Source organism: Erythrobacter sp. S57(2025) (assembly GCF_057365055.1).
Genome location: NZ_CP200299.1, coordinates 103,544 through 126,356, shown reverse-complemented (window position 1 = coordinate 126,356; position 22,813 = coordinate 103,544). Strand labels below are relative to the sequence as shown.

Annotated in this window: 23 protein-coding genes and 1 tRNA gene; 19 read left to right on the top strand and 5 right to left on the bottom strand. The window is 56.5% G+C overall.

Features of this window, described 5'->3' with window-relative positions:
- Nucleotides 1–73: 73 nt before the first annotated feature.
- From AC0V6N_RS00665 to AC0V6N_RS00630, 8 genes are all read left to right on the top strand, one after another.
- Nucleotides 74–2,020, top strand: coding sequence for a PHA/PHB synthase family protein (locus tag AC0V6N_RS00665; RefSeq protein WP_486169669.1), 1,947 nt, complete (start codon nt 74–76; stop codon nt 2,018–2,020).
- Nucleotides 2,021–2,169: 149 nt separating this feature from the next.
- A complete protein-coding gene (locus tag AC0V6N_RS00660) occupies nt 2,170–3,000 on the top strand; it encodes a phasin family protein (protein ID WP_486169668.1) in 831 nt (276 codons plus the stop codon).
- Nucleotides 3,001–3,192: 192 nt separating this feature from the next.
- The gene (gene clpS / locus AC0V6N_RS00655; RefSeq protein WP_486169667.1) at nt 3,193–3,582 is read left to right on the top strand and encodes an ATP-dependent Clp protease adapter ClpS; all 390 of its coding nucleotides are present in this window, start codon (nt 3,193–3,195) and stop codon (nt 3,580–3,582) included.
- A gap of 68 nt (nt 3,583–3,650) precedes the next feature.
- Nucleotides 3,651–4,103 carry a DUF427 domain-containing protein gene (locus tag AC0V6N_RS00650; RefSeq protein WP_486169666.1) on the top strand — a complete coding sequence of 151 codons (453 nt, stop codon included), beginning with the start codon at nt 3,651–3,653 and terminating at the stop codon, nt 4,101–4,103.
- Between the two features lie 107 nt (nt 4,104–4,210).
- Nucleotides 4,211–5,455: an LptF/LptG family permease gene (locus AC0V6N_RS00645; RefSeq protein WP_486169665.1), complete on the top strand. Its 1,245-nt coding sequence runs from the start codon at nt 4,211–4,213 to the stop codon at nt 5,453–5,455.
- A gap of 18 nt (nt 5,456–5,473) precedes the next feature.
- A complete protein-coding gene (lptG, locus tag AC0V6N_RS00640) occupies nt 5,474–6,571 on the top strand; it encodes an LPS export ABC transporter permease LptG (protein ID WP_486169664.1) in 1,098 nt (365 codons plus the stop codon).
- Nucleotides 6,572–6,575: 4 nt separating this feature from the next.
- On the top strand, nt 6,576–7,103 hold the full coding sequence (locus AC0V6N_RS00635; protein WP_486169663.1) for a GNAT family N-acetyltransferase: 528 nt from the start codon (nt 6,576–6,578) through the stop codon (nt 7,101–7,103).
- 45 nt (nt 7,104–7,148) lie between these two features.
- The gene (locus tag AC0V6N_RS00630; RefSeq protein WP_486169662.1) at nt 7,149–7,421 is read left to right on the top strand and encodes a hypothetical protein; all 273 of its coding nucleotides are present in this window, start codon (nt 7,149–7,151) and stop codon (nt 7,419–7,421) included.
- Between the two features lie 11 nt (nt 7,422–7,432).
- Here AC0V6N_RS00630 and AC0V6N_RS00625 read toward each other — a convergent pair whose 3' ends face one another.
- Nucleotides 7,433–8,521, bottom strand: coding sequence for a fatty acid desaturase family protein (locus AC0V6N_RS00625; RefSeq protein ID WP_486169661.1), 1,089 nt, complete (start codon nt 8,519–8,521; stop codon nt 7,433–7,435).
- 152 nt (nt 8,522–8,673) lie between these two features.
- Between AC0V6N_RS00625 and AC0V6N_RS00620 the strand changes: the two genes are divergently transcribed.
- Together AC0V6N_RS00620 and AC0V6N_RS00615 are read left to right on the top strand one after the other, a co-directional pair.
- The gene (locus tag AC0V6N_RS00620; protein WP_486169660.1) at nt 8,674–9,831 is read left to right on the top strand and encodes an N-acetyltransferase; all 1,158 of its coding nucleotides are present in this window, start codon (nt 8,674–8,676) and stop codon (nt 9,829–9,831) included.
- Nucleotides 9,832–10,160: 329 nt separating this feature from the next.
- Nucleotides 10,161–10,955, top strand: a complete 795-nt coding sequence (locus AC0V6N_RS00615) for a response regulator (RefSeq protein ID WP_486169659.1) — start codon at nt 10,161–10,163, stop codon at nt 10,953–10,955.
- A gap of 1 nt (nt 10,956) precedes the next feature.
- Here AC0V6N_RS00615 and AC0V6N_RS00610 read toward each other — a convergent pair whose 3' ends face one another.
- On the bottom strand, nt 10,957–12,642 hold the full coding sequence (locus AC0V6N_RS00610) for a CHASE domain-containing protein (RefSeq protein ID WP_486169658.1): 1,686 nt from the start codon (nt 12,640–12,642) through the stop codon (nt 10,957–10,959).
- Nucleotides 12,643–12,841: 199 nt separating this feature from the next.
- Here AC0V6N_RS00610 and AC0V6N_RS00605 point away from each other — a divergent pair, with 199 nt between their 5' ends.
- The 3 genes from AC0V6N_RS00605 to AC0V6N_RS00595 all read left to right on the top strand — a co-directional run bounded on the left by AC0V6N_RS00605 (nt 12,842) and on the right by AC0V6N_RS00595 (nt 14,942).
- Nucleotides 12,842–13,033, top strand: coding sequence for a NepR family anti-sigma factor (locus AC0V6N_RS00605; protein WP_486169657.1), 192 nt, complete (start codon nt 12,842–12,844; stop codon nt 13,031–13,033).
- Complete coding sequence (locus AC0V6N_RS00600) at nt 13,030–13,653, top strand: sigma-70 family RNA polymerase sigma factor (RefSeq protein WP_486169656.1); 624 nt, start codon at nt 13,030–13,032, stop codon at nt 13,651–13,653. The genes AC0V6N_RS00605 and AC0V6N_RS00600 overlap by 4 nt, the downstream gene beginning before the upstream one ends.
- A gap of 83 nt (nt 13,654–13,736) precedes the next feature.
- Nucleotides 13,737–14,942, top strand: coding sequence for an AI-2E family transporter (locus tag AC0V6N_RS00595; protein WP_486169655.1), 1,206 nt, complete (start codon nt 13,737–13,739; stop codon nt 14,940–14,942).
- A 3-nt stretch (nt 14,943–14,945) separates the two neighbouring features.
- On the opposite strand, the gene AC0V6N_RS00590 is transcribed toward AC0V6N_RS00595, so the two are convergent.
- Entirely contained in the window at nt 14,946–16,220 is a 1,275-nt protein-coding gene (locus AC0V6N_RS00590; RefSeq protein WP_486169654.1) for a dicarboxylate/amino acid:cation symporter, read from the bottom strand.
- A gap of 128 nt (nt 16,221–16,348) precedes the next feature.
- Here AC0V6N_RS00590 and glmM point away from each other — a divergent pair, with 128 nt between their 5' ends.
- Genes glmM through AC0V6N_RS00570 form a run of 4 tightly spaced genes read left to right on the top strand, consistent with a single transcriptional unit; the run spans nt 16,349 to nt 19,630 of the window.
- Nucleotides 16,349–17,686 carry a phosphoglucosamine mutase gene (gene glmM / locus AC0V6N_RS00585; protein WP_486169653.1) on the top strand — a complete coding sequence of 446 codons (1,338 nt, stop codon included), beginning with the start codon at nt 16,349–16,351 and terminating at the stop codon, nt 17,684–17,686.
- An 11-nt stretch (nt 17,687–17,697) separates the two neighbouring features.
- Nucleotides 17,698–17,922, top strand: a complete 225-nt coding sequence (locus AC0V6N_RS00580) for a DUF1272 domain-containing protein (protein ID WP_486169652.1) — start codon at nt 17,698–17,700, stop codon at nt 17,920–17,922.
- Complete coding sequence (thiD, locus tag AC0V6N_RS00575) at nt 17,919–18,731, top strand: bifunctional hydroxymethylpyrimidine kinase/phosphomethylpyrimidine kinase (RefSeq protein ID WP_486169651.1); 813 nt, start codon at nt 17,919–17,921, stop codon at nt 18,729–18,731. Before AC0V6N_RS00580 ends, thiD begins: the two co-directional genes overlap by 4 nt.
- Nucleotides 18,728–19,630: an acyl-CoA desaturase gene (locus AC0V6N_RS00570; RefSeq protein ID WP_486169650.1), complete on the top strand. Its 903-nt coding sequence runs from the start codon at nt 18,728–18,730 to the stop codon at nt 19,628–19,630. Before thiD ends, AC0V6N_RS00570 begins: the two co-directional genes overlap by 4 nt.
- 12 nt (nt 19,631–19,642) lie before the next feature.
- Here the strand turns inward: AC0V6N_RS00570 and AC0V6N_RS00565 are convergent, their stop codons facing one another.
- Entirely contained in the window at nt 19,643–20,515 is an 873-nt protein-coding gene (locus AC0V6N_RS00565) for an LOG family protein (protein ID WP_486169649.1), read from the bottom strand.
- Between the two features lie 56 nt (nt 20,516–20,571).
- Nucleotides 20,572–20,645, bottom strand: a tRNA-Gln gene (locus tag AC0V6N_RS00560).
- 187 nt (nt 20,646–20,832) lie between these two features.
- Here AC0V6N_RS00560 and AC0V6N_RS00555 point away from each other — a divergent pair.
- A complete protein-coding gene (locus tag AC0V6N_RS00555; RefSeq protein WP_486169648.1) occupies nt 20,833–22,146 on the top strand; it encodes a Ppx/GppA phosphatase family protein in 1,314 nt (437 codons plus the stop codon).
- Entirely contained in the window at nt 22,143–22,808 is a 666-nt protein-coding gene (locus AC0V6N_RS00550) for an RlmE family RNA methyltransferase (protein ID WP_486169647.1), read from the top strand. The genes AC0V6N_RS00555 and AC0V6N_RS00550 overlap by 4 nt, the downstream gene beginning before the upstream one ends.
- Nucleotides 22,809–22,813 lie beyond the last annotated feature (5 nt).

The following is a 22,813-nucleotide window of genomic DNA, read 5'->3' as shown; positions in this document are numbered from 1 at the left end:
TTTCCGCTAGATTCCATCGTGAATGACGAATCTTGTTGTGCTCATAAGACAGTAAAGAGGGATTGCCCGCGAAATGGCCAATAAAGACGACCCAAAGTCTGGTGACGCCTCCTTTTTCGAAAGCATGGCTCCTTTGACCGCGTTTTTCGAACAGCAAAGCAAGACATTCCAAGACAAGTTTGCTCAAGCAGTGCCAGGATCATTGACTGGCCAAACCAGCTCTTCTGCAATTCCAGACATGCCGGGCGCCGGCGATCTAGCTGAATGGGCCAAGTCCAGCGCGCAATTGCAGCAGATGTGGCTCGAATTCGTGGGCCACCAGGCAAAGTCTGCAGCCCAGAATACGACTAAGGGCAAGAACCTGCTCGATCCCGCGCAATGGCTGGCGATCTCACAAAGCATGGCCAAACAGTTGCCGACAGGCGCGATGGAGGCGCAGACAAAGTTAGCAAGCGAGCAACTCGCTCTATGGAAGAGCGTGCTGAGCGGATATGTCAGCAACCTGGGATCGGACGAAGGCGTACCGCCGCAGGACGCGGATACTCTACCTCGAAAAGACCGGCGCTTTGCTGATCCTGCATGGCGCGAACAGCCCGCTTTTGCATTGCTTCATCAAACCTATTTGATGCTGGCAGAATATTTCCGCGAGGCAGCGGCTAATATGGGCGGGTTGGACAGTGAGAAGAAAAAGCAACTGCAATTTGCCGTAACTGCCCTGTCCGAAGCGATGAGCCCGGACAATTTTCTGCTCACCAATCCTGTGGTGATGAAACGCACGGTCGAGACCAAAGGACAAAATCTGGTGCGCGGAATGCAGCATCTGATCACTGACCTAAAACGCGGTCAGTTGACGCATACTGACCCGAACGCCTTTACGCTGGGAGAAAACCTCGCGGCGACGCCTGGCAAGGTGGTGTATGAAACGCCGCTGTTCCAATTGTTGCAGTACAGCCCCTCAACAAAAGACGTGTTTGAGGTGCCGCTGGTCGTATTCCCGCCATGGATCAATCGGTTCTACATTCTCGACCTGACGCCCAAGAAGAGCTTCATCAAATGGGCGGTCGATCAGGGCCTCACGGTCTTTGTCGTCAGTTGGAAGTCCGCTGATGAGAGCATGGGCGATGTGGTATGGGACGACTACATCCGCGCTCAGATTGATGCGATTGAGCACATCCGCGCCCGGCTAAAGGTGCCCAATGTTCACGCCATCGGATATTGCGTCGCGGGGACAACTTTGGCGGCGACGCTCGCGATCCTCGCGCGCAGAGACCAATCAGACATGGTGAAGAGTGCGACCTTCTTTACGGCCCAGGTCGATTTCGAACGCAGCGGAGAGCTCAAGCACTTCATTGATGAAGGACAGTTGGAGATGATCAGCAAGCTCTCCCCAACTGGCTATCTGGACGGACGCTATCTCGCCGCGACCTTCAACGCACTGCGCGGCAAGGACCTGATCTGGAACTATGTCGTCAACAATTACCTGTTGGGCGAAGACTATCCGGCCTTCGACCTGCTTCACTGGAACGGTGATGTGACCAACCTCCCCTCTAAGTGGCACAATGATTATCTGCGCGACCTTTACCGCGACAACAAACTGGTCGTCCCTGACGCATTGGAAGCAGATGGCACACCGATTGACCTCACGCAGGTTAAAACGCCCACATTTGTCCAAGCAGGCAGAGAGGATCATATTGCCCCCGCCGAAAGCGTCTGGCGCCTTACGGACCACTTTGCAGGACCGCTTGAATTTCTGCTGGCGGGATCAGGCCATATTGCGGGGGTCGTGAACCCGCCGTCCGCCAATAAGTACCAATATTGGCTGGGCGACAGCAAAGCCGCTTCGTTGAAGGAATATATCGAAGGGGCAGACGAACACCCCGGCAGCTGGTGGCCACATTGGCTGGGATGGCTCCAAGAACAGTCTTCCACTAAGGTGCCAGCGACGGGCAAGCGTAAGCCCGGCGGGCGCGGAGACACAGCGATTGAAGACGCTCCGGGACGCTATGTGAAGACACGGTGAGATACGAAAAAAGTTGGCCTGCAACTGCCGGATTCCCAACATTCTCTTTGTTATCAATTAGATAGATCATTTTTGTGCAGTGCACAAAAACTCTTGACTTCGCAGCTGCAATAGCTATTTTGTGCATCGCAACATAACGCGAGGACATTATGGCTGAAGCCAAGACATCAAAGATCGACGCTGCTGCTGAGAAGGCATATGCCGAAGCCGCTGCGAAGACCACAACCGCAAGCGCGGCAAAAGTAGCAGACGCTGTTGAAGCTGATGCGCCTAAGCCTGCTGCAAGCGCGAAAGTGGTCAAGAAAGCCGTCGCCGCTCCTGCAAAGAAAGCCCCGGCGCGCAAGACCACCGCTAAGAAGGCGCCAGCTAAGAAAGCGGCACCTGCACGCAAGACCGCAGCCAAGAAAGCTCCGGCACGCAAATCAGCCGCTGCGAAGAAACCAACTGCCAAAAAGGCACCGGTCGCAGCGAAGAAAGCAGCCCCAAAGAAGGTTGCTAAGACCACTACCAACCCAGTTTCAAAACTTAAGGACACCATCATGGCAACTGCAGAAAAGACCGATTTCACCGCGCAAGCCAAAGAAATGGCTGCTGACGTTCAAACCCGCGTGAAAACAGCTTACTCGAAAGCGGGTGAGCTCGCTTCTGAAGCTGGCGAATTCAACAAAGCCAACCTCGAAGCTGTCACTGAAAGCGGCAAGATCTTCTTCAACGGTGCACAGGAACTCGTTCGTGAAAACGTCGAAACCGGCAAGACCGTCGTTGAGACTGTTACCGAAGACGCCAAGAAGGTTGTCGCTGTTAAGTCACCAACTGAGCTTTTCCAGCTTCAGGGTGAACTTGCTCGCCGTAACTTCGACGCTGTTGTGGGCTTTGGCTCAAAGCGCACCGAAGCTTGGGTAAAGCTCTACAACGAAGCTTTTGCTCCAATTTCGAACCGCGTCAGCGTTGCAACTGAGCGTTTCAACAAGGCTGCTTAAGCCAACAGATTACTTTCTGAACCGGGCCTCTCCTCTCTCTCCCAATCCCGGTTTATGAAAAGGCGCGTAAGCGCGAGGGGCTGGATTGACCGCTTTGTGGTTGATCCGGCCCCTTTTCTTTGCGCTTTTGTTTACGGCGCATAGGTATGAGACACCTTGCGAAGTCGCAAACGAATCCCATAATGGTTCTGCATGCACGACACACATCCTGAACTGACCGAGACGCTTGTCCTTGCCGCGCTGCCAATTCGCAGTGGCGATGATGATGCGGATAAGGATGGGAGCGATAGCGATGTTGGCGTTGCGACCAAGACCCGGACGAAGCCAAAGAAGCCGAGCCAATACAAAGTGCTGCTTCTAAATGATGACTACACCCCGATGGAATTCGTGGTGATGGTGCTGAAGCGCTTCTTTAGCATGGATCTGGAACAGGCGACCCGCGTAATGCTGCATGTTCATCAAAAGGGTGTCGGGGTTTGCGGTATCTTCCCATACGAAGTTGCTGAAACCAAAGTGAACCAGGTAATGGATTTTGCCCGCCAAAATCAGCACCCGCTGCAATGCACGCTTGAGAAAGCTTGAGAGCTATCAGGCGTGAGCCGCCTTCCCCATCATCCAGAGCCTGATCCCGCTCTTCCCGACAGGAAAGTGTGTGGGACTATCCACGCCCTGCCATTTGCGAACGCACTGATCGCCGCATTAAGATCATCCATCGCGGCGTGGAACTGGTCGATAGTCGCAATGCGTGGCGCACACTCGAAACCAGCCACCCGCCCACCTATTACATCCCGCCAAACGATGTTGCGATGGAGTATCTGACCCGCAACCCAAGGCGGACACTGTGTGAATGGAAAGGTCAGGCGAGCTATTTTGACATTGAAATTGGCGATGAGCGGATTGATGCTGGCGCGTGGTGCTACACCGAACCAACGTCTGGATTTGCGGGCATCCGCGACTTTCTCGCCTTCTATCCTGACCCACTCGACCAATGCCTTGTCGATGGCGAAGCGATCATTCCGCAACCCGGTCAATTCTATGGCGGCTGGATCAGCCAATACGAAGCCGGCCCATTTAAGGGCGTCCCCGGCAGCCGGTTCTGGTGAGAACGTGCACAAGGGCTCGCGTTTGAGGGCATGACGCAGCGCGCAAACCGCGCTAGAGCCAAATTCGTACCGCCAACTCGCACCTGCAAACGGACCGTCTCAACCCCGTGTTCAATTTCCTTCCCAGCGTTGACCGTTACATTTTTCGGCTTGTGATTGTGCCGATGCTGGGCGTGTTTGCGCTGGCCGCATCGCTTTTGCTGCTAGAAAAAATGCTCCGCCTGTTCGACTTCGTTGCTGTTGAAGGCGGACCGATCGGCGTTGTTTTTCAGATGCTGGCCGCGCTGATTCCGGAATATGCGAGCCTCGCCATTCCGCTCGGGTTGTTGCTCGGCATTTTGCTCGCATTTCGTAAACTGGCGACATCAAGTGAGCTTGATACGATGCGCGCGGTTGGCCTGTCTTATTGGCGGCTGCTGCGTGTGCCTTATGCGATCACGCTGGTGCTGGTCGCGGTCAATGTAGCGTTGGTCTTCTACATCCAGCCAATCAGCCGATATTATTACGAGCAGATGGAATATGACCTGCGCTCTGGCGCGCTGGGTGCCTCAATCAAGGTGGGCGAATTCACCACTTTGGCTGACAGAATGGCCTTGCGCATTGAAGAGAGCGAGGATGAAGGGCAGCGACTGGTTGGTATTTACGCCCGCGTCGCCAATGATCGCGATCAAGTCTTGACGATCAGCGCGCGCGAAGGGTCCTTTATGGCGACGACCGATGATCCCGACACCATCATCTTGCGCTTGACCGAGGGCACCATCATTCAGGACACTGGTAGCGCCACGCCGCGCGTCCTTTCCTTCAGCCGACATGACCTGCCGATTGACTTGCCTGCTATTGAGGAATTCCGCGCCCGCGGAGATGCGAGCCGGGAGTACATATTGCCCGAATTGCTGAGGATAGGCTGGGCCGACCAGAACACGACCAAGGCGGAGCGTGATGCCAGTCAAGCAACCTTCAATTACCGCCTGGTCGAAGTGGTGATGATGCTTTTGATGCCGCTATTGGCCGTAGCACTGGCGATACCGCCTAAACGATCAACGAGCGCGCTGGGCGTTTTTGTCTCGATCATCCTCGTGGTTTCGTATCACAAGATAAACCAATATGGAGAGGACATCGCGACGCTGGGCCGGATAGATCCGATCGTCGCGCTATGGGGGCCGTTCGTGGTCTTCGCTGCGCTGATATTATGGATGTATTACCGCACCGCGCACGTGCCGGGCGGACAGGCGTTGGGCGCACTGGAAACGGTCTTTGCGAAACTCTCCAAACGCATTGGAAAGCTATTCGCTCGGCGGCAGGCACCATCGCTGGTGACTGATCCCGAAACCCAAGTGGCTCCTGCGGAATAGGCGGCGCGAAGACACACGATGCAACTCGACTTCTTCCCTTCGCGCACGTTGACGCTGTACCTTGCCAAGACATTCATCCTGCGCATTCTGGCTGTGCTGATAATGCTCGTGGTTGTGCTCTTGGCGCTCGACCTGCTGGGCAATACAGGCAAAATCCTTGAACCCGAAGGCAACGGGCAAGCGGAAATCCTGCGTTATGCGAGCCTTCGCGTACCGCAATTGATTACACAGTTTGTGCCCTACTCCGTGCTGCTCGCAACACTGATCACGCTAGTAACGCTCAATCAGAACAGCGAAGTCGTCGCGATGAAAGCGGCGGGGTTGTCAGCGCACCAAGTGCTTTCACCTCTGCTGCTGACTGCTGGTGTGCTCGCGCTATGCATGTTCATGTTTAACGAGCGGATCACGACGCGGGCCAATTCTACGCTCAAGGCATGGGACGCAGCGGAGTATGGCACCGTGCCCGAGGATTCCGGCGTGCGCGCCAATGTCTACCTGACCGATGGTGAGGATATTCTCAGCGCCGCGTCGCTGTCCGGCGCGGGTGACGCAATTGTGCTCACCAACGTGACCTGGGATGAGCGCGGGCCAGGCGGGATTGTGACAGAGCAAATCCGTGCCTCGCGCGCCACATATGCTGCCCCCGGTTGGCAGTTGGAGAACCCTCGGCGCTTTCTGGTTGGAAGCGCGGAGATTGAAGAGCTTGAGACGGTGACCGTCGGAGAAGGTCTCACACCCACTCAAATCGATCTACAGTCGATCGATGTGGATGGGCAAAGCTTTTGGGAGCTCGCTGGGACAATCAGCGCGCTAGACGCCGTTGGCAGGCGCACCACAGAAATGCGCGCCAAGTGGTGGCATCGTATCTCTGGCCCGCTTGCCGCATTTCTGATGCCGCTCTTGGGGTCAATCGCCGCTTTCGGCCTGGCGCGCTCTGGCCAATTGTTTGTGCGCGCTGTGATCGGCATGGCCTTGGGCTTTGCGTATTTCGTCGTCGACAATGCCGCGCTCGCCATGGGCAGCTTTGGCGGGTATCCGCCTTTCCTTGCAGCATGGGCGCCATTCTTCCTGTTCCTGCTTGTGGGTGAGACGGTCCTCATCCGCACTGAAGAATAATCACGTGACCTCTCCCAAGGACTGGTCCTTGCGGCTCGCACGGCCAGCGGATGCAGAGCTTATGCCCCCGATTGAGGCGGCGGCTGGCCAGCTGTTTGCGCAGGTCGAGGGCCTAGAAGGGATCGCTGGCAACAACACGCTGCCTTTGCCGCGCCTGCAACGCTATATCCGCAAAGGGCACTGCTTGATGGCTCATGTTGGAGAGACACCCGCAGGGTTCCTCGTCAACGAACCGTTCTCGCGAGAGCTGCATATCTGGGAGGTGGACGTTCATCCCAGCTTTCAGGGGCACGGTATTGGTGCAGGCCTAATGCGTGCTTGCATGGTGGATGCGCGCAATTCCGGCTTTCGCGCTGTTACCCTCACCACTTTTCGCGACGTCCCATGGAATGGGCCGTTTTATGCAAAGCTGGGGTTTGAAGAAGTTACCGCGCTGGATGCGCATCCAAGGTTAGCGGGCGAACTTGCTTTGGAGGCGGACCATGGCCTTCCCATTGAGAGACGATGTGCAATGATCCATTTCCTCGATTGAGGATTATGCGTAGGATGCACCATCCTCGAAAGGAGAATGGTCGCTATGAACCGCATCGCTTTCATCACATCTGCAGCCTTCAGCATTCTAGTGGTCGGCTGCAACAGTGAGCCTGAGGAAACGCCTGATATCACCGAAGCCATTCCACTCGACGAAGTGAGCGTTGAAAGCGAAATGGATAGCGATAGCGGCGATGCGATCGGTTCAGATGATCCCGATGCGACCGGTGAGGCAAGCACCATGGAGCGAGGCGACAATTCCAATGCGCCGCCCATTGATCTTGAAAATTCGAAGCTTTTGCCAGCTGACCCGAATTAAGGCCGTCGCAATCACCCGCGCATCATAGTGCTGCGCGCAATTCGGCCTACCAGGGTGAACATGCCGGGGTGGTTTGCCCCTTCATAAGTTGATCCAGAACCAAGCTCACTCGCCAGACGGCGATGGGCTTCGGGAAGGTCGTGATACGGCATGGAAGGCATCAGGTGGTGCAGCGCATGGTAGCGCAGCCCAACCGGAGCCCACACCTCTGCGGCGAAACCGGGAGGCGGAACATTGACGCTGTCGAGAAATTGCGCGGTCACCGTCATAGGCTCACCCTCATTCTCCCACAGATGCGCGACCAGCGTGCGCAGTTGATTGAGTAACGCGGTGAAAGAAACAATCGCCAGCGCGATCGCCAAAGGCTGCCAGCCGATCACAAAAGTGCTCGCGATCAACGCTATTGCCCAGATACTGGCTCCTGCTTCCTGCCACATCACCTGTTTTGCGAAGTCACCTTTGGGTGGCTTGCGGCGGAAGTCGGGGTTGATGGAAAGCGACGAAAACCGCTCCCATGTCAGCGTGCGGATGGCTGGAAACAAAGCGCCCAATGGCACCAGAACTGCGAAACGGAAAATGAGCGCGATAGGCGCGAGCAGTGCGACGATCACAAACAGCGGCAGGCTCCACGGCTTCATCAATGCGAGCGGGAGATATTCCGGATCCTCAATCGTGCCATATTGTGTCCGCTTATGATGGATCACATGCACGCCTTCATACATGAAGCTTGGCGTGAGCAAGGGAATGCCGACGATCATATTCCAGCCAAGGCGAAAGCCCGGCAATGCGCTTTTGTGAATATGTGTGAGTTCGTGAATGAACATCAGCGACCGATAGAGCGCAAGCGATGCAATGAAGCCTGCGAGAATCGAAACAATCACATTGCCGCTCAGAATTGCAGTCGCAATGCCAGCATAGCCGATCCCGGTCGAGATCAGCATATCAGGCCAGTAAATACCGCCCTTTGCCTCACCCAAATCCTTGGTCAGCTCACGCGCTAGACGCAACATGTCCTTGTCGTCCGCCGTCTGAAAGTCGGCGCGCGTGGCACGTTTGGCTGGAGCGCCTGCAGGATTGTTAATCGGTTGATGCATAGTCATTGGTGTTTCGAACTCAGAAGCGCCCTTTACCCTATTGGTGGTGCAGCAGGCAAACATGCTCTGCCCATAAGTGTGATCGACTGACTTGCACACTATCGCAAGGCAAGACACACGTGGCTTTGATTTAGAACAATACGAAGGCTTAACGGGCAATGGATGCGCAAATAGAAATCGAAAAGGTTTCCGACAAGAAGGGGCGTGCACGATTTGTTGACCTTGGACGCGACTTTTCAAGCCGTGTTGAGAACTTCGTACCGCAATTGCGATCCGAGCAATTGGAACTGGTCAATCCTGACAAAAACCCCTTTTTTGGCCATGCCCGCGCGCAATTGTTCATCGCGCATCGCGGTGGAAGGGCCGTGGGGCGCATCTCTGCGCATATTGATGAGCTCGCCCTTGAAATGCCTGCTGAGCAGGGGTTCGGACCCGGCGTTGGCATGTTTGGATATTTCGACGCCGTTGACGCACGTGTCGCAGCGAAACTGATAGAAACCGCACAAGACTGGCTGCGCAATGAGGGGATGACCCGTGTGGTTGGTCCGATTTCAATGTCGATCTGGGAAGAACCGGGGCTGCTGGTCAAAGGGCAAGACCACGCACCTGTTATCATGATGGGGCATCACCCTGCTCACTATGCCGATTGGATTGAAGCCGCTGGCTTCACCCGCGCAAAAACGCTCTACACTTACGACCTCGACATCGTGAAAGAATTCCCCCCACTGGTTCAGCGCATCGTGAAATCGGGTGAACGCAACAGCCGCATCACTGTGCGGCCCGTACGCAAAAGCGATTGGGATGCAGAGGCTGCGACAATCCTTAGCATCCTTAACGATGCGTGGTCTGACAATTGGGGCTTTGTACCACTCACACCGGCAGAGGTCGCGCATACGGGCGTGAAGCTCAAACCGATCATTCATGAAGACCTCAATATGATCGCGGAGGTCGATGGCAGACCCGTCGCCTTTATGCTGACCTTCCCTGACATCAATGACGTTTTGGCGAAGACCGAAGGCAAACTGTTTCCGTTCGGATGGTTTCACACGCTGCGTTGGCTCAAGAAACCGCGCGGCTCAGATATGCGGGTGCCTTTGATGGGTGTGCTGAAGGAATTTCAGAATTCGCGCATGGCCAGCCAATTAGCCTTCATGATGATCAGCTACATTCGCGACAATGCAACTGGCATTTACCAGTCATCGCGCGGTGAGATTGGTTGGATATTGGAAGACAATCAGGGCATGGTCGCAATCGCGGACACGATTGGCAGCACGATAAACCGCGAATACGCGATCTATGAAAAACCGATCGACTAAGCTTGCTGCAATGGCCTTTTGCCCCTCATGAAACGAATAAAGGCCTCCACTCTAACCGAGTGAAGGCCTTTGGGATCGTATCACCAGCCGCTTGGACGGGAGGGGGGGTCTCGGCGGTGATAATAGCATAATGCGCAAGCCAAATAAGCGTTCCCGGCGGTGATCACTTTTTTTGATGACCGCGCTACTTTCAATCATTTCGTTCGGTGCTTGCGGAGTGAAACCATATGCGGCTAGGGCTGCGCCAAGCAGTCAGATAAGCGCTTTGCTCCCAAGCAAGATCCCTCATATCTGGCGCAAATCATTTTAGCGTCTCGCGGGAGAAAACAATGTCAGTCAGCAGCCAAGTCGCGGCAAACTTGCCCTTTCTGCGCCGCTATGCTCGCGCCCTTACGGGCTCACAAGCCACCGGAGACGCGTTCGTGCGCGCCACTCTCGAAGCAGCGCTCGCCGATGAGGAAACCAAAGCATCTCTCAGCCAAGGCCGGATTGCGCTCTACCACGCATTCAACAAAGTTTGGGCAAGCGCATACCTTGAAACCACGCCTGAGAGCGATGCGGCTGGCGAACATGAAAGCGGTGCGCAAAACAGTTTGGGGGCAACGACGCCGATGAACCGGCAGGCGCTGCTGCTGACAACTCTCGAAGATTTTTCTGCGGCGCAAGCGGCTCAGATCATGGAATTGGAAACCTCGCAGGTCGAAGCGCTCGTCCGTGAGGCGGTTTCTGAAATTGATCGTGAACAAGCAACATCAGTGCTCATTATTGAAGATGAGCCGCTCATCTCGATGCAGTTGGAAGACTTGGTGACGGGCCTCGGCCACGACATTTGCGGTACAGCTGCAACGCGCACTCAAGCGCTGGAAGTTGTCGCCAACAAGCGGCCCGGTCTGGTGCTTGCGGATATCCAGCTCGCTGATGGATCGTCGGGACTCGATGCAGTGGATGATATTCTGGCGATCGATAGTGTGCCGGTGATTTTCATCACTGCTTATCCTGAGCGATTGCTAACGGGCGACCGGCCAGAACCAACATATCTCGTCACCAAACCGTTTCAGGAGCAGACCGTGCAGGCTGCGATCAGCCAGGCGCTATTCTTTGGTTCGAGCCGTCCATTAGACTAAGCTAGGTCGCTTTTGAGCGCACCTGAAATTCACCGCGCTGCCGCACCGCAACACCAAAGCTGCATCGCACTCCGTCGGGGTGAAACTCCATTTCAACCTCGTGCTTAAGCTCATGTGCCGTGATCTTTTCGACTAATTGAAGGCCAAATCCGCGTTCGAAGTCGGTGGAAACCTTGGGCCCACCACTCTCGGTCCAAACGACTTTGGCTATGTTGGTCGAAACCAAAGTCCATGTGACGCTTACCTTGCCACCAGCAACGCTGAGTGCGCCGAATTTGGCTGCGTTGGTGCCCAGCTCATGGATCGCGAGACCAAATGAGAGGGCGTCATTGGGCGCAAGTTCGAGAGCTGGCCCTTCGACCTCCAAATTTTGCGTATTCGCGTCGACAAAGTGCTGCATCTCAGCCCGAACGACAGCTTCAATTGGGGTCGTTCCCCAATCAGTGCCCGTTAGCAGATCATGCGTTGCTGAAAGCGCTCTGATACGCCCCTCAAGACTATCCGCAAACTCATCCAGCCCATGTGCGCGATGACGCGTCAGCGCGAGCATTGAGAGCACGTTAGCGAGTGTGTTCTTCACCCGGTGATTGAGTTCCCGCGTCAACGAATCTCGGATGGAGTTTTGCTGCTCAAGAAAGACAACCCGATCACTGTCCTCCTGCGCTTGGTTTGCAAGAAGCCGCATTACCAACATCAAGATGCTGGCAAGCGCGATCCCGAAAACCAGCGTTATCATCGACAATGGAGCAAGGCCGTGATCAATTTCGGCGTCAATCACCAGCAGCAGATCACGGTTTGCAATGCGGACCGCTTGCTCCGCGCGAACCGAGCCAGCATCTCCCTCATAACGGGAGGCAAGCAGCGTCTCATCGCTCGCATCACCATCGTATAGACGCAGGCCAACGATCTCCGCAGGTGCGCGTTCAATCGCTGCATCGAGGAACCGGCGCGCATTGAACGAGCTGAAGAGAAACCCTGCAAGTTCGCGCTCTAACGTCGGTGAGCCTGGCACAGGCTTGTACACGGGCATAAAGATCATAAAGCCAGGTGCATCGCCGTTACCCTCTTGGGTCAGGATAATACGTCCTGACGCAGTCGGAATAACTGTCTGTTCAGCCTCCCCCATCGCAGCCGCACGAACAGAATCTGAATACAGATCAAGGCCTAGGACCCGGCGATTGCGGGTAGTATCGAGCGAGAAGTAGGTAACCGGGGCAAGCGCACCTTGGTTGGGCAATGGATTTGCCGCAATCTCTGGAAAATCAGGTTGGCTAATGCGAGTTCGCGTCAGGAATGCGGAAACCTCATCGGGCGGGACAACTTCGGCCCATCCAATACCTTCTGCAGCGCGATAGTTTTGGTCCAGCCGCAACTCGGCAACAAACTGTCGAAAGGTCGGCGGACCCACATCGTCTAAAGTCGCAAATAACGCGGCACCTGCGCGCAAATAGGATGAAAAGCCATTGCCGCGCCGCTCTAACGATGTCGCAACGGCCTGCCCATATCCACGGATTTCAGCGCGCCCCCGCTCTTTTGCGTTGCTCTCTATAACAAAGGCGCTGAGAGCAGTAATTGCGGCGATGGCGAGGAAAACAGCGGCTGGCAAGGCCCGCGGATACTTAAGCAACCAAGTGTGCGCACGCCCGCGTGATACGGCACTATCAGACGGGCTTGAGGTTGCGCTCATGAAGTTCCGGCATTTTCCCAGTTTGCGTAAAACACATCTAACCGCTGGCATAGCTCCACGGCAAGCATTTGGGAACGGAACCAAAGACGACGCCCTTCGTTCCCATTGCAAGCTTTACAACAAGCAGAGTATGCGTTGTTGCAACACCCCGAATTTCACCTCGTGATGATGCATTGCGGGAAAAGGAGCCGGTCGGACCATGGCGACCAACAATAAGTCTCAATCCCCTGGTAAAGGGAAAAACGCAGAGGGTGGCGAAGACGCGCCCGCATGGGCCGATGGTCTTAAGCGCTTATATGACGAAGTGGTCGATGAACCACTTCCCGATGCGTTCAAGGATCTGCTCGCGCAGTTTGACGAGAGCGATCAAGACCGCGGGGCGAGTTCGTGAGCGAGGTCAAGGAAACGCCTCAGCGTACCCCCGCCCAGAAAGCCGACTTTAAGCGTGAGCTGACTGAGGTTGTCCCGCATCTGCGTGCATTTGCGCGCGGTCTTTGTGGGCGGCCAGACATGGCAGACGACCTGGTGCAGGAGACCATGCTCAAGGCATGGGCTGCGCAGGACCGGTTTGAACCGGGCACTTCGATGCGCGCATGGACCTTCGTCATTTTGCGCAATGCCTATCTCACCGACATGCGCCGCAACCGTTTTCGCGGGGAATATGACGAAGGCGTGGCTGAACGCATTTTGACAGCGCCCGCCGGTCAGGAAGAACCAATCCACCTGTCCGACATGCACCGCGCTTTACTCACACTTCCGCCCGAACGGCGCGAAGCGCTGCTGCTCGTTGGGGCAGGCGGGTTTTCCTATGAGGAAGCGGCCGAGATTTGCGGATGCGCGGTCGGTACGATCAAAAGCCGGGTGGGTCGCGCGCGCGCCACGCTCAATTCGATGCTGGCAGAAGGCAATATTCCCCAACGCTCCATCGACGACGCAACCGCACACCGTGCCATCCTGGAGGAATTGGATGATGTGGCAGCGGGCGGCGGATTGACTGGCGGCAAGTCTTGAACAGCTGGCGCTGACTTCGCACATCACTTGGCGAGCCGCCTTCGCCCTGCAATAAGGCCCCGACACATCAATGAGATGGGCCAATGAACAGCCAAACGCCTGAAAATCAGCCGAGGGGAGAGCTCCCCCCTACCCGCAACCAGCGCCGAATGGCGATGGCAGAGCAGGAGTTGCGGCTGATGTCGGCCCTCGTGCTCCTGATAGGTTTGGGCGTCTTTTTGGCGTTACCGTTTGTCCTGTCGATTGGATCAGTGGTCTTCTTGCCCCTCGTCACAGCTCTATTGCTGACAATTCTGCTTTCACCGCTTGCAGATCGATTGGCGAAAGTGGGTTTGCCCAATGTCGCAGCCTCACTTGGCGCACTGACGGTCTTTCTCGGTATTTTATTCGCAGCGCTCGCGCTGATCCTCCAACCGGCACTCGCTTTATTCGATTCCCTGCCTGCCATCGTCGATCAGGTGGGCGAGCGATTTGCAGAACTGCGCGATGAGTTTGCTTGGTTGGCGGTGGCGAACGAGGAAATTGCCAAAATCATGGGCGACACACGCACACGCGAAGTTGTCCTGGCCACACCCAGCGTGCTGGAAGAGATAGCCTTTGCGACTCCCAGCATCGTGCTCGAGGTGTTGATCATGTTCCTGATGGCATTCTTCATGATCGAAGCCCGCGTCAGAATGCGGCGACATCTGCTGTTCGACCGGGCAAGCTTTGGTTCTTCGGTAAAAGCTGCGCGGGTCATGCGCGAAGTGCAGGACCGGGTTGCTGCTTACATCACTACGGTGGGCATGATTAATGTGGGCGTCGGTGTAATCGTCGCGCTGGGCGCATGGGCGCTGGGTGTAGATGCACCAATCATGTGGGGCGGACTTGCCGCCATTTTGAATTTCATTCCCTATGTCGGACCCTTGGCGATGACCGCATTGCTGGCTTTGTTTGGGATCGGCACGGCGGAAACGGTTTGGCTGGGGCTGATCCCGGCGACCGCCTACATTGCTCTGCACACCATTGAGGCGAATGTTGTCACCCCATCGATCCTAGGCGCTCGGTTCACGATGAGCCCGGTTATGATCCTGATCGCCCTGTCCTATTTCACATGGATATGGGGCGTGCCCGGCGCGCTTTTGTCAGTGCCGATTTTGCTAACGCTGACGGCTTTGTTCGACCATATAGGAAGGCCCAATCTGGTCGGATTTGTCTTTGGAGAGCCGTTATTCCCATCAAGCGCGCTAGAACGTGGGCATGAAGATGAACAGGCTGGACCGGCTGCACGCCTAACCGGACAGGTCTAACCTTTAATCCTGACCGCGATCCACCGCGCTCACCACAGCCACATTCATTGTGACATTAGCGAGGGTGCGCATGATATCGGGTAGCATCTCGACCGCGACCAGCAGAACCAGCGGCTCAATCGGCACACCCATAGCGAGCGCAATCGGGCCAATTGAAACGACGAAGCTAATCGAACCGGGCAGGCTGACCGACCCGATTGAGATGATCAGCGCCACCGCGATCCCCAGCATAATCAGTGTGAACGGCACAGTGATCCCCGACAGCTCCGCCACATAAAGCGCGACTGCCAAATTCATCGCCACAGAAGTCGCCCGAAAAATCGCCACAGCAAGCGGTAGGACAAATTCAGACGTGGTGGAGCGCAGCCCCAACCTCGACGAACTGTCGAGCATGGCGGGCAGGCTGGCGAGTGAGCTTTGGGTTGAAACCGCAACCGCTTGGGCGGGCAAAACAGCTTTTGCGAAAGTGATCGGGTTCTGCCGCCCCAGCACTGCTGCCAGCACATAAGCCAACACCAAAATGAAGCCGCCCATGGCTGAGACGATCAGTATATAGTGCAGCAACACCGCAAAGGCCCCGCCCCCACTTTTCAGCCCCACTCCAAAAGCAAGCGCCGCCACACCGACAGGCGCGATCCACAGCACCCAACCAATGATGTAAAGCATCGCATTGGCAAGCGCGTGGAAGAAACCAAGCAACGTTTGTCCCTGCTCCGATGGCAACCGGGTGATTGCAATCGCAAACAGCGCAAAGAATATGGTGAGCGGCAACATCGCAGTATCGGCCGCTGCTGCTACGACATTTGGCGCGACCAGCGACTTTAGAAACTCAAATACATCGGGGATTTCCTGTCCCTCTTGCGCGCCATCAGCGATAAAAAAAGCAGCGTCTGTCGGGATTGCAAACGCCTCTAACACCCACGGCATCGTGAAAGCAGTGAACAGCCCGCCCGTCACTGACACGCCGATCACGAGCATAAGAAACCGCCGCGCTGCCTTGCCCGCACTGGCCGCTTGAACCATTTGAGACAGGCCCAGCACCAACAACGCTGCGACCAGTGGAATGATCGTCATTTGCAGTCCGCGCAGCCACAACGTGCCGATGACCGATACCGCGCTGAGCAACCATTCAGGCAGCGATGTGGAAGAAAGCGCAACGCCCAGCCCAAGCCCAATGATAAGCGCAGCAAAGGTCGCAATGACAGGCAGTCTGATTGTTACCAGCTCATATCCGCCTTTGATCGGAGCCTCGCGCTCAGATGTAACATCTTTGGTCATGGTCAAAAATTCGATCCCCTGAGCGTTCCATCGCTCTTCCCTTTGCGCGATAACCGCGCCAAAGGCTCATGACAAATAGCACTGACCAACAATCTTGAGCGCAAGTTTAATCAGGGGTTCAATCACAAATGGCACGCAAGTTCTTTGGCACAGACGGGATCAGAGGCCGTACCAATGCCGGCGTCATGACAGCGGAAACCGCGATGCGGGTAGGCCAAGCTGCGGGCAATTACTTTGTGCGCGGCGGCCACCGGCATCGGGTGGTGATCGGCAAAGACACGCGTCTGTCTGGCTATATGATGGAAAGCGCGCTGGTTGCAGGATTTACCAGCGTGGGCATGGATGTGATCATGACCGGCCCCCTCCCAACCCCTGCCATCGCGCTGCTCACCCGTGAAATGCGCGCTGATTTGGGCGTAATGATTTCCGCCAGCCACAACTTGTTTCCCGACAATGGGATCAAGCTGTTTGGCCCCGATGGCTACAAATTGTCAGACGAAGCCGAAGCTGAAATCGAAGCTTTATTGGACGTTGAGCCCCAGCTCGCCATGCCAGAGGGTATTGGTCGCGCTCGCCGGATCGAGGATGCACGCGGGCGCTACATCCACGCCGTCAAGCAATCGGTCGCCAGCGAAGTGCGCTTTGATGGTCTGAAAGTCGTGGTCGATTGCGCACATGGCGCTGCTTATCAAGTCGCGCCCTCCGCCATTTGGGAACTAGGTGCAGAGATCATTACGCTGGGGGTCTCTCCGGATGGAACCAATATCAATGACGGCGTCGGTTCGACTGCCATCGAAGCCTTGCAGGCTAAAGTTGTAGAAGAAGGCGCGGATATCGGCATTGCGCTTGATGGAGATGCTGACCGGCTGATCGTCGTCGATGAAAAGGGTAAAAAGGTCGATGGCGACCAGATCATGGCTCTGATCGCGACGCGTATGCACCAAAAAGGCGCGCTGACGGGTGGCGGTGTGGTGGCGACTGTCATGTCGAACCTGGGGCTTGAGCGGTATCTAGCAAGTCTTGGGCTGACGCTCGAGCGCACCAAAGTCGGCGACCGCTATGTGCTCGAACGCATGAAAGAAGGCGGATTTAATGTGGGCGGCGAGCAATCGGGTCACATGATCCTGTCCGACCACGGAACCACTGGCGATGGAACGGTCGCCGCACTGCGCGTGCTCACCAGTTTGGTGCGCGAGGATAAACCTGCGAGCGAGATCATGCATCTGTTCGATCCCGTCCCGCAGCTGCTCAAGAATGTCCGCTATGAAGGCGGCGCACCGCTTGAAAACGAAGCCGTAAAAACGGCCATCTGCGCCGCGGAAAGCGAGCTGGAAGGCAATGGCCGCCTTGTCATCCGCCCCTCTGGCACCGAGCCTGTGATCCGCGTTATGGCCGAAGGTGACGATCCCGCTCAGGTCGAAAATGTTGTAGACCGCATTTGCGACGCGGTTCGCGCGGCAGCTTAGGAACGGATCTGATGCTCAAAATGCGCCCTGATTGCGAACGCTGCGGCTCTGATTTGCCAGCAGAGGCGCCCGGTGCATTCATCTGCAGTTTTGAGTGCACATTTTGCGCCGAATGCGCTGAGGCGCTCGATGATCAATGCCCCAATTGCGGCGGTGAATTGATGGACCGACCCACGCGCGCTGCCAAGCTTCATATCAAATACCCACCGAGCACCGAACGGAAGTTCAAAGGATGACGGGCGAGCCGACCAAAGCCCCGCCGCGTGTGCTGAGTATAGCAGGCTCTGATTCCTCAGGCGGCGCTGGCATTCAGGCAGACATTAAAACGATCACAATGCTGGGTGGTTATGCGATGAGCGCGGTTACCACCATCACGGCGCAAAACAGCGTTGGCGTGCAGGCCATCGCGCCGATGTCTGGCGATGTCGTCTATAAACAGATCAATTCTTGCGTGGATGACATCGGCATTGATGCGATCAAAATCGGTATGCTCCATGATGTCGAGATCATCACGGCGGTCGCTGACGCGATCGAGGATGTGGATGTGCCGGTTGTGCTCGACCCGGTCATGGTTTCGACCAGTGGGTCTGTCCTGATCGCGCCCGATGCTTTGTCGGCGATGCGCGAGAAGCTCTTCCCACTCGCCTTCTTGATCACGCCCAATCTGCCCGAGCTAAGCCACCTTACCGACAGCGAGCCCAAGACCAATCGAGAGATGATTGTGGCAGCGGAGGGTTTGAGCAAAGAAACAGGCTGCGCCATTCTTGCCAAAGGTGGCCACACAGATGACAGCCGCATAGTCGATGTGCTGATCCAGCCGGGCGGGCGCGCGGTTCAGTTCGACCACGCCCGGATCAATACACAGCACACACATGGCACCGGCTGCACACTCTCTAGCGCCATTGCGACCTTGCTTGGTCATGGGCAGCACCTTGAGCACGCGGTTAGATTGGGTCGCAATTTTGTGCTGCGCGCTATTGAGGAAGCCCCCGGCTTTGGCGAAGGCAACGGCCCGCTGGGCCATTATGCGGTGCGCAAGTTATGATGGAGCCCGTCATTAGGGTCGATGGCCGTGAGGCTGACCCTTGTGCGGGCTGTGTCGTGCTGGATTGGCCAAAAGCTCTTTGGAATGGAGCCATGCTGCTCGGAACCCTATTCGCGGTGGCCATCGCGACTTGGGAAAGCGTGCTGCTGTTCCTTATCCTGACTTACGCCACGCTGCTGATCGGTCACAGCGTGGGCATGCACCGCATGATGATCCACCGCACGTTCAAGGTGCCTATTTGGCTGGCCCGTACGCTGATCTATATCGGCACAATTGTGGGCGTTTCCGGCCCCTCAGGCATTATTCGCATCCATGACACGCGTGACTGGGCGCAGCGCGAACCTGAATGCCATTACTTTTTCGCCCATCGCCGCGGTTTCTTGCGCGATCTGACATGGAATCTGTTTTACCGGTTTGAATTTGTCTCACCGCCAAAGGTCACACTCGAACCAGAGCTGGCGCAGGATCCGTTCTACCGCTTCCTCGATACGACATGGCGCTGGCAGCAATTGCCACTAGCCTTGGCTCTGTTCGCGTGGGGCGGCTGGCCATTTGTTCTTTGGGGTATCTGCGCGCGCGTCTTCGTGAGCACGGCGGGGCATTGGACGATCACCTATTTCTGCCACCGACCGGAGGACCGCGCCAACCCGGGTAAGTGGCGGGTCAAAGGCGCCGGCATTCAGGCTGCAAATCTGCCCGGCCTCGGCCTCATCACCTATGGCGAGTGTTGGCACAACAATCACCACGCCTTCCCCGAAAGCGCACGCATCGGTTTGGATGAAGGGCAGTCTGACCCAGGTTGGTGGGTCATCGCCATGTTAGAGCGCGCCGGGCTCGCCACTAAGGTGGGGCTGCCACGTGCAAAGGCGCAGCGCGACGATTTGGAAGCGCGGAGCTAAGCCCTCATGGGCTTACGCATCCAACTCGTAGAATTCAGCGATATGCGCCCAAGCATCCTCTGCGCTTTCGCACCAGCGGAACAGCTCAAGGTCTTTTTTCGAAATCGTGCCCTCTTCGGCAATGGCTTCGAAATCGACGACACGGGTCCAGAAATCCTTGCCGAAGAGCAGGATCGGAACAGGCTTCATCTTGCCTGTCTGAATGAGCGTGAGCAGCTCAAAGAATTCATCGAATGTGCCAAAACCACCTGGGAACACCGCCACAGCCCGCGCGCGCAGCAGGAAATGCATCTTGCGCAGCGCAAAGTAGTGGAAGTTCAGCGACAAATATGGCGTCACATAGGGGTTGGGTGCCTGTTCATGCGGCAGGACAATATTGAGCCCGATGGACTCGCCGCCCGCATCGCTTGCTCCGCGATTGGCGGCTTCCATAATTGATGGCCCACCACCCGAGCATACAACAAACTGGCGCTTACCCTCTTCGATGATCCCTTTTTCCGTGACCATCTTCGCCAGCTTGTGCGCTTCGGCATAATATTTGGCTTTGTCGGCAAGGCGCTGTGCGACCTTTTGTTCGAATTCATCGCCATCCTTGGCCGCGTCGATCTTCGCCTGCGCCTCATCGGGTGAAGGGATACGCGCTGATCCATACATCACCATGGTCGATCCGACGCGCGCCTCATCCAGCAGCATTTCTGGCTTCAGCAGCTCCAATTGAAAGCGAACCGGGCGCAGCTCATCGCGGAGCAGAAATTCGTCATCACGAAACGCCAGTTTATAGGCGGGATGGTCCGTTTGCGGGGTGCCCTGTGGGGCCTCATCAGCAAAACGGCTTTCTTCGTTGGCGGGATAGAACTTGCGATCAGTTAGGTCTTTTTCAGTCATATGAGAGATTCTCTAGGCGCGCGGCGAAGCGCGAGCAAGCAGGGATAGGTGGAGAATGGATGCCCCGTGAGGATTCGAACCTCAATTGACGGAGTCAGAGTCCGTAGTCTTACCATTAGACGACGGGGCATTTTGGCGTTGAGACTGCTGGAATCGCTAGAGCCTTCGCGCGCGAGACGCGCCTGTTAGGTTTGGCCTGCGCCTTGGTCAAGGCCAGTGACGCCGGTATGCATTCTTGCTCTTGCGGCGCCCTTGGGTTACTTTCTGATCAGGTGCTGGCGATATTCTTACTCGTCAGTGAGTAGAAAGAATTTTTTATGGCGGATCCGCTTCCGCCGGACGAAAAGAAAAGAGCTGGTAAAAAACGGGGCGGCAAGTCCGGCAAGGTAGCCGATTTTCGCTACAAACGCCCCAACCAGCGCGGCCAAAGAGCCAGCCAGAAGCGCAGCAGTAATGCGCGCGGCGAAACTGGTAGTGATGCGCGCGGAACAAATCGCTCGCGCGGTGATAGCAGACCCAGCCGGCCTTCCAATCCGAGCAAACCAAACGCCCCGTTCCGCCGCGGCGAAGCTTATGCTGCGCTAGACCTTGGCACCAACAATTGCCGCTTATTGATCGCACGCCCGTCCGGCAAAGACTTCACCGTAATCGACGCGTTTAGCCGCGTCGTGAAGCTGGGCGAAGATTTGGCTAACAGCGGCAAGCTTTCCGATGATGCGATGGACCGCGCTGTCGGCGCGCTGGCGATTTGCGCTGACAAATTGCGCCGCCGCAATGTCCGGCTGGCACGGTCAGTTGCAACAGAAGCCTGTCGCAGAGCCGCCAATGGAGAGGAATTTATCGAACGCGTGCGCCGCGAGACTGGCATCGTGCTCGACATCATCAGCGCCGAAGAAGAGGCGCGCCTTGCGGTTTTGGGCTGCCACATCTTGCTAGAGCAAGGCCACGGCCCTGCTGTCATCTTTGACATTGGCGGAGGTTCAACCGAGCTCGTCCTGCTGGAGCCGGGTGGCAAAATCCCGCGCATCATTGATTGGCAAAGTGTGCCGTGGGGCGTCGTCTCGCTCACCGATACCGTCAATCAAAGCGGGTCCAACGAGGGCGAAGGCGGACGCGAGGCTCGCCTCGCACGCTACGCGAAAATGCGCGAGCTTGTATCTGAAAGCTTTGCCCCGTTTGCGGAGCGGATTAGCGCGGCGTCAAAGAAGGATGATATCCGCCTGCTTGGCACCAGCGGCACAGTGACGACACTGGCCAGCCTGCACCTCGAATTGCCGCATTATGATCGCAAAGCGGTCGATGGATTGATCGTTCCTTCACACTCAATGCGGACCATCAGCACCGATCTGTCTGCCATGTCGCCTGAGGAACGCAGCGAGCTGCCGTGCATTGGACAGGACCGCGCGGATCTGGTGGTGGCGGGCTGCGCTATTCTTGAGTCAATCCTAGACCTATGGCCTGCTGAACGCCTTGGCGTGGCAGATAGAGGAATTCGCGAAGGCATTTTGCGCAGCCTCATGGCGGCGGAACGCCAGAGCGAGCGCAGCCTTAAGGCACTCAATGAAAATCGCGGCACCCAGCCCCGCCAAAAGCCATCGGGCAAAAAGCCGCCGAAAGGCCAAACACAATGACACGCTCTGGCCGCAATCCTGATCGCCGTGTGAAGACGGCAAAGAAACGAACGGCGTCCTCGACCCGCTGGCTCGAACGTCAACTCAACGATCCGTATGTCAAACAAGCGAAGGCTGACGGCTATCGCAGCCGTGCGGCCTACAAACTGCTCGAATTGGATGACCGGTTTGGCCTAATCAGAGGATCGAAGCGGGTGGTTGACCTTGGCATTGCGCCGGGCGGTTGGAGCCAGGTGGTGCGGGCGAAATCTCCCAAGGCGCAAGTGGTTGGGATCGACCTGTTGCCGACTGAACCCATTGAAGGCGTCACGATCTTCGAAATGGATTTCATGGATGACAAAGCGCCTGCTGCGTTGGAAGAGGCATTGGGCGGGCCGCCTGATCTGGTGCTGTCAGATATGGCTGCAAACACCGTAGGTCACAAACAAACTGACCATTTGCGCACAATGGCTTTGGTCGAGGCTGGCGCGTGGTTTGCGACAGAGACTTTGGAGAAAGGCGGCGCGTTCGTTGCCAAAGTGTTGGCAGGCGGAACCGACACTGAATTGCTGACCCTGCTCAAGCAGCATTTCACCAGCGTCAAACACGCTAAACCTCCGGCCAGCCGCAAGGGCTCATCGGAGTGGTATGTCGTTGCTCAAGGGTTCAAGGGGCGCGATTGAGCGCG

Coding starts and splice junctions, on each gene's coding strand:
- AC0V6N_RS00665 (WP_486169669.1), top strand. CDS start 74: ATGGCCAATAAAGACGACCCAAAGTCTGGTGACGCCTCCTTTTTCGAA.
- AC0V6N_RS00660 (WP_486169668.1), top strand. CDS start 2,170: ATGGCTGAAGCCAAGACATCAAAGATCGACGCTGCTGCTGAGAAGGCA.
- clpS (WP_486169667.1), top strand. CDS start 3,193: ATGCACGACACACATCCTGAACTGACCGAGACGCTTGTCCTTGCCGCG.
- lptG (WP_486169664.1), top strand. CDS start 5,474: ATGCAACTCGACTTCTTCCCTTCGCGCACGTTGACGCTGTACCTTGCC.
- AC0V6N_RS00630 (WP_486169662.1), top strand. CDS start 7,149: ATGAACCGCATCGCTTTCATCACATCTGCAGCCTTCAGCATTCTAGTG.
- AC0V6N_RS00625 (WP_486169661.1), bottom strand. CDS start 8,521: ATGACTATGCATCAACCGATTAACAATCCTGCAGGCGCTCCAGCCAAA.
- AC0V6N_RS00620 (WP_486169660.1), top strand. CDS start 8,674: ATGGATGCGCAAATAGAAATCGAAAAGGTTTCCGACAAGAAGGGGCGT.
- AC0V6N_RS00615 (WP_486169659.1), top strand. CDS start 10,161: ATGTCAGTCAGCAGCCAAGTCGCGGCAAACTTGCCCTTTCTGCGCCGC.
- AC0V6N_RS00610 (WP_486169658.1), bottom strand. CDS start 12,642: ATGAGCGCAACCTCAAGCCCGTCTGATAGTGCCGTATCACGCGGGCGT.
- AC0V6N_RS00605 (WP_486169657.1), top strand. CDS start 12,842: ATGGCGACCAACAATAAGTCTCAATCCCCTGGTAAAGGGAAAAACGCA.
- AC0V6N_RS00595 (WP_486169655.1), top strand. CDS start 13,737: ATGAACAGCCAAACGCCTGAAAATCAGCCGAGGGGAGAGCTCCCCCCT.
- AC0V6N_RS00590 (WP_486169654.1), bottom strand. CDS start 16,220: ATGACCAAAGATGTTACATCTGAGCGCGAGGCTCCGATCAAAGGCGGA.
- glmM (WP_486169653.1), top strand. CDS start 16,349: ATGGCACGCAAGTTCTTTGGCACAGACGGGATCAGAGGCCGTACCAAT.
- AC0V6N_RS00580 (WP_486169652.1), top strand. CDS start 17,698: ATGCTCAAAATGCGCCCTGATTGCGAACGCTGCGGCTCTGATTTGCCA.
- thiD (WP_486169651.1), top strand. CDS start 17,919: ATGACGGGCGAGCCGACCAAAGCCCCGCCGCGTGTGCTGAGTATAGCA.
- AC0V6N_RS00570 (WP_486169650.1), top strand. CDS start 18,728: ATGATGGAGCCCGTCATTAGGGTCGATGGCCGTGAGGCTGACCCTTGT.
- AC0V6N_RS00565 (WP_486169649.1), bottom strand. CDS start 20,515: ATGACTGAAAAAGACCTAACTGATCGCAAGTTCTATCCCGCCAACGAA.
- AC0V6N_RS00555 (WP_486169648.1), top strand. CDS start 20,833: ATGGCGGATCCGCTTCCGCCGGACGAAAAGAAAAGAGCTGGTAAAAAA.
- AC0V6N_RS00550 (WP_486169647.1), top strand. CDS start 22,143: ATGACACGCTCTGGCCGCAATCCTGATCGCCGTGTGAAGACGGCAAAG.